Source organism: Ferruginibacter sp. (assembly GCF_031430955.1).
Taxonomy (GTDB): Bacteria; Bacteroidota; Bacteroidia; order Chitinophagales; family Chitinophagaceae; genus Ferruginibacter.
Genome location: NZ_JANPCM010000451.1, coordinates 1 through 5600 on the forward strand (window position 1 = coordinate 1; position 5600 = coordinate 5600).

The following is a 5600-nucleotide window of genomic DNA, read 5'->3' on the forward strand; positions in this document are numbered from 1 at the left end:
GGTTTACCACCCATTAAGCCGGGAATAATAGTAATCCGTTTTAATAATTCTGTTTCCATAATCTTTATTTTGAGATTATAAAGATACAATTTAAAAAGCCTCACCCCAACCCCTCTCCCAATGAAAGGGAACTGGAAGGGGACTCTTTTAAAATTGAAGGCTTTCTATTATTAGAAAGCCTTCAATTTAATAAGTTGAACAAAGAACTAATTGTACAAGAGAGTGACACAACGATGTTGATTAATGATAAAATGTCCGTCCCAAAAAAACTCACCCAGTTCCCTCTCTTTCGGAGAGGGAACTGGAAGAATGCAGCTTTTATAATTTAAATATTTAATCTTCGCTTTTATCTTCTCCATTTCCCCCTTTAGGGGATAGGGGCTTACTTAATCAACCCGGCAAAATGGTGTACTGTACGTACCAACTGCGATACATAACTCATTTCATTATCGTACCAGCTAACTGTTTTTACCAATTGTCTGTCGCCGGTTTTTATAACACGGGTTTGTGTAGCATCGAATAAACTGCCGAATGTAATTCCTATAACATCGCTGCTAACAATTTCATCTTCGTTGTAACCAAAACTTTCGTTGCTGGCGGCTTTCATAGCGGCGTTAATTTCATCTGCAGTTACATCTTTACCCAACACACTATATAACTCAGTAACACTTCCGGTAATTACAGGCACTCTTTGTGCACCACCATCTAACTTACCTTTTAAATTAGGTAACACTACACCAATTGCTTTTGCAGCGCCGGTGCTGTTAGGTACAATATTTTGTGCTGCAGCACGTGCCCTGCGTAAATCGCCTTTGGGGTGTGGTGCATCCAATGTATTTTGATCGTTGGTATAAGCATGAATAGTACTCATTAAACCGGTGATGATACCATATTTTTCATCTAATACTTTTGCCATTGGCGCCAAACAGTTGGTAGTGCAACTTGCACAACTGATAATAGTTTCGGTGCCATCTAAAATTGCGTGGTTAACATTAAACACTACAGTTTTTAAATCGCCGGTTGCCGGTGCAGAAATTACCACACGTTTTGCTCCAGCTGTAATATGTGCCGCTGCTTTTGCTGCATCGGTAAAAAAGCCGGTGCTTTCAATTACCACATCCACATCATGTGCTCCCCACGGAATTTGTGCCGGATCTTTTTGTGCATATATTTTTACTTCGTGCCCGTTAACTGCAATTGCGTTTTCGGTATGGGTAACAGTTTGGTCAAAACGGCCCTGTGCACTGTCGTACTTTAATAAATGTGCCAGTACTTCGGGACTGGTTAAATCGTTTATTGCCACAACATCAATACCCTTCATGTTGTAAATTTGGCGAAATACCAAACGGCCAATACGTCCGAAACCATTAATTGCAACTTTAACTGTACTCATAACTGTAATTTAAAATTTGAATTTTTAATTTGAGATTGCAAAATTACTGTTTGTACCACACATAAAACAGTATTATTTTAAAGATTTTACTATTGGTTATAAGTGCAGGTTTATGCACCGCAAACGTTTTAAAAATATTTACTGACTAAATCCTTAAAATATTTGGCTAAAAAACTGCCGTATGTTATCTTTGCCGTCCTTTAATAAAAGATGCCGCGTTGGTCAAGGGGTTAAGACGCCTCCCTTTCACGGAGGAGTCACGGGTTCGATTCCCGTACGTGGTACAGATTTAAAAACAAAAGCCTTGATAGTGTTAACTATCAGGGCTTTTTTAATTTTAGGGAAGATTATAGGGGAAGGTTAACTATTCATTTTTTTCGATATCGTTTATAAATCTTTATTGTTTGTAAACTATCGGTAGAAATGCATACTTGAAACAAAAGGAAAGCATTTTAGCGATGAAAGGTTTTTTTATTTTGTGTTTGCGGCGGTTTATGGTAAATGAAAACCCTGCAAAAAGCAGGGTGTAAAATACTGACTAATAAAATATTTTCGTTTTAATTGCTTTTGAGTTGCTTGGCCTTAATCTTTACTTTTCTATTTGCAACCCATTCTCCCAGTTCTTTTTCTTGTTTTTTTGTCATGGGGTTATACACCATCATTGGTCCGTCAACATCAGCATCGGTAATAATTTTGCTTTTTTTATTGCTGTTTTCATGATTTAAATTTACTGATTTTTAAAATATAAATCAACATATTTTTTGCCCGAAGCGTTAAGGTGATGGCATTTTTAATTATGTAAATATTTTTCATGTATAACAAACTTAAATAATTATTTTCTAATAGCGGCACTGCATTTGCAAGAAACAAGTACATATCATTTTAAAAATCAAACTCATGAAATTTACATTCTTTCCAGCATTAATACTTGCTGTTGCCTCTACATCCTGCAACAACGCCACACAACCTGTAACTGAAACCCCGGGTACTACAGATACTTTAAAAGTTGTAAAAGAAAATACGCCTGTTGCCAGTACAGTTTGTTATGCATCTACAGGTAACAATACAGTTAATTTAAAACTGCTAATAAATGGCTCATCAGTCACGGGGAATTTATTATACAATCTTAAAGAAAAAGACAGCAACAAAGGCGATTTAACCGGCACGTTGAAAGGCGATACATTACTGGCTGATTATAATTTTATGTCGGAAGGGGTGCAATCAACAAGGCAGGTAATTTATTTGTTAAAAGAAAGCGCAGCAATTGAAGGTTATGGCGACGTGGAAGAAAAAAATGGTAAAATGGTTTTTAAAAATACCGGGACGGTAACATTTGGCAAAGGTGTAAAGCTGCAAAAAGTTAACTGCGAAAAATAAAATTTCATTATAAATTTTTTCTGTTGTTGTAAAGAGTTTCCAACTTTTTAAATTCTTTTAAATGAAGATTTTATAATTAGGTTGGCAACTCTTTTACAATCTTTTTTATTTTTTACTAAAGATTTTTCAACCAAGGTTGCCAAATCCAATAAAACATTCTTCTCAAAACTTTACTATTAGGTTTTTCTTAACATTATTTGCCAATTTATAATTGTCATTTGTAAAAAACCATAACATTATGAGAAAAATTTTGAGTTTATCATTAGTATTTATTTGCAGCACACTATTAGCAACTGCACAAATTAAAAAAGGTGCTGTGCTTTTAGGCGGACAAATTGCTTTTGCTGATGCTGATGCAGAAAGCAATAACACCCAACCCAATCAGCAGCAAAGTCAAAAAAATAACAGTGCCTTTTTCAGAATTTCAGTGGGCAAAGCCATAAAAGAAAATACTGTAGTGGGCATAAATGCAGGATATGGCAACAATAAAAATGAAAATTTTAATAACAATACATTAGTTTCCAGTTCAGACTTTAAACAATACAGTGTGGGTATTTTTTACAGGCAGTATAAAAAGATAGGTGGCGATTTTTACTTTTTTGGTGAAGGCGGTGCTGATTATATTGGCTCCACACAAAAAGATACCAATTTTCCCGGAAGCAATCTTATTACCCGTAAAGGCTCAGGCGTACAATTATCTTTAACACCCGGCATATCTTATCAGGTGCTTAAAAAATTGCAGTTAGAAATTTTGATTCCTGATATTGCCGCTTTGCAGTACAATACTTTAAAAAGTACAGGACAAAATTATACGGCAAAGCAAAACCAATTTTCATTTAATACAAGTCTAAGTTCTTCGCCCCTTAATTCTTTAGGAATAGGATTTAGATTGGTATTATAATTTCATAAAAAAAATCGTGGCGAAAAAAAATTGCGCCACGATTTTATAATAGATTGAATGCTGTTGCTGATAACAGTGAAGAATTGTATTAATGTTTTATTCCTCCACCCTTCCTCTTTCTGCCTCAATTATCTTTCCAAAAAAAATTGCGTTCATCATAAGCTTAGTACCGCCCAGCCAAAATGCACGAAAGTTGGGATTGTTATCCATATTAATTATTCTGCCACTGCCCAAAGTATTTACAATAACCGCAGCAGAATTTTTTATGGCATCGTAATTTTCTTTACTCACCCAGCCACTTTGTAAAGCATTTTCTTTGTAATAAAAAGGTGTAGCATAAGGGTTTTTACTTTTTTCCATATACACCCTGTTGGCTTTAAATAAACTCACTGTGGTTTCAGTATAACCAAATGCCAGCGGATGTGTTAAGTCGGCATCGGCACCAAAAATGGCACCATTCATTTGTTGTGCGCCATCAATTTCTTCCCCTTCTGCATAAGCCATTCTTTTACTGCTGTCAACCGGTGCTTTTACTTTTTTTAATGTAACGGTGTTAATCCCGTTTACCGATGCCCACTGAACTGCTTCTTCCAATAAAATTAAATTGCCGCCATTGCTTACCCATGTTTTTAATTTTTCTTTATTTAAATCTGCATAAGTTCCGCCTACCATTATCAATGTATTGTATTTAGCTATATCGACACGGTTAAATATTGCAGGTTCTAAATGTGTTGCCGGTATATTCATCCGCTGATCCAGCAAATGCCAAATTTCTCCTGCATCGGTTGCATTAACACCAGCACCCGTTATCATAGCAATGCTGGGTTTTGTCAAGGCAATAAATTTTCTGCTACCCATATCAATACCGCTAACAGCATTGCCCGTTTGCAATGCATTAATGGTTATGCTGTATTTTTTTGCCATGCCATCTAACAAAGAAAATAATGCAGTCGCATCCACCGGTTGATTATTTGCCGGAATAAAAACTGTACCTGCATTAAAATTTTTGTTAGTGCCACCAATGGGTATTTCAAATTTTGCAGCAGCCACTTTTGTAATTAAATTATTTTTTTGTAATTCGTATAATGCAGCGGGAGCAAGCAGTTCGTTCCATTCCATTAAATATCCATAATTACTTTTTTCTCCATTTATAAAACCGGGTAATGTATTTGCAGCAGTAATTTTTTCTCCCAACAAATTATTATTGTATTGCGTTGTATTTAATTCGCTGCAGCGTAAACCAAAAGCTAAAGGCATTGTCCAAGCCGTAATATCATAAAACAAACTGTCTTTATAATTTAATGTTTTTTCAAAAATAGTTTGTAATAATTTATACTGCGGTTGATTCATCGGTACCACAAATGCTTCGTCTGTTTTAAATATTTTACCGTTTGCAGTAATAGTATTTTTTGGTTTAAAAATTTCAATTTGGTGGCGCAGCAACATGGTAACAAATTGCTGTGTTTTATTTTTATCATCGCTACTGCCAAAAACATAAGCCTGTATGTTTGCCTTTACAGCCAGTTGTAATGATGCAGTATAAAAATTTCGCTGCCAGTCTAAAAATTCTTTGCGCAAGTTTTTTGCGCCTTCTAATGTAGAGAGTGCCGTTACAAATTGATTTTTTATTGTTGCAGGAAATTTTAAAATACCATTCACTGTTTCCTGTGCATGGCCACGGCTGCTGGCCTGCTCAAATAAAATTCCTATCGCACCATTTATATCGGGGTACGTAGAACCTTTACCATAATAAAAATCATCATAACTTTCTTTGGTAAAATATAAAGACCCAATTTTATCCAATGCCTTTGCATGATACTTACCCAATTTGGCTGTAAGCTCCTGGTTTTTTTCCGGCGTTAAAGGATTTACCCTTGAAGGTACACCCGGCTGAAAAAAGAAAGTAGCATTACTCGTTTGCTCATGATG

General features: G+C 35.5%; 4 protein-coding genes and 1 tRNA gene. 3 read left to right on the forward strand and 2 right to left on the reverse strand.

The genetic code is table 11. From position 1 onward, the window contains the following. Positions 1-382: 382 nt before the first annotated feature. Positions 383-1393: a type I glyceraldehyde-3-phosphate dehydrogenase gene (gene gap / locus ACY65O_RS12485; protein ID WP_462221188.1), complete on the reverse strand. Its 1011-nt coding sequence runs from the start codon at positions 1391-1393 to the stop codon at positions 383-385. A gap of 212 nt (positions 1394-1605) precedes the next feature. On the opposite strand from gap, the gene ACY65O_RS12490 reads away from it, so the two are divergent. The 3 genes from ACY65O_RS12490 to ACY65O_RS12500 all read left to right on the forward strand — a co-directional run bounded on the left by ACY65O_RS12490 (position 1606) and on the right by ACY65O_RS12500 (position 3671). Then, positions 1606-1677: transfer RNA gene (locus tag ACY65O_RS12490), tRNA-Glu, on the forward strand. A gap of 613 nt (positions 1678-2290) precedes the next feature. Then, positions 2291-2770 carry a hypothetical protein gene (locus ACY65O_RS12495; protein WP_462221189.1) on the forward strand — a complete coding sequence of 160 codons (480 nt, stop codon included), beginning with the start codon at positions 2291-2293 and terminating at the stop codon, positions 2768-2770. 238 nt (positions 2771-3008) lie between these two features. Continuing rightward, a complete protein-coding gene (locus ACY65O_RS12500) occupies positions 3009-3671 on the forward strand; it encodes an outer membrane beta-barrel protein (RefSeq protein ID WP_462221190.1) in 663 nt (220 codons plus the stop codon). A gap of 96 nt (positions 3672-3767) precedes the next feature. Here the strand turns inward: ACY65O_RS12500 and ACY65O_RS12505 are convergent. Beyond that, a partial coding sequence (locus tag ACY65O_RS12505; RefSeq protein ID WP_462221191.1) for a M14 family metallopeptidase occupies positions 3768-5600 on the reverse strand: 1833 nt, incomplete at its 5' end.

Coding starts and splice junctions, on each gene's coding strand:
- gap (WP_462221188.1), bottom strand. CDS start 1,393: ATGAGTACAGTTAAAGTTGCAATTAATGGTTTCGGACGTATTGGCCGT.
- ACY65O_RS12495 (WP_462221189.1), top strand. CDS start 2,291: ATGAAATTTACATTCTTTCCAGCATTAATACTTGCTGTTGCCTCTACA.
- ACY65O_RS12500 (WP_462221190.1), top strand. CDS start 3,009: ATGAGAAAAATTTTGAGTTTATCATTAGTATTTATTTGCAGCACACTA.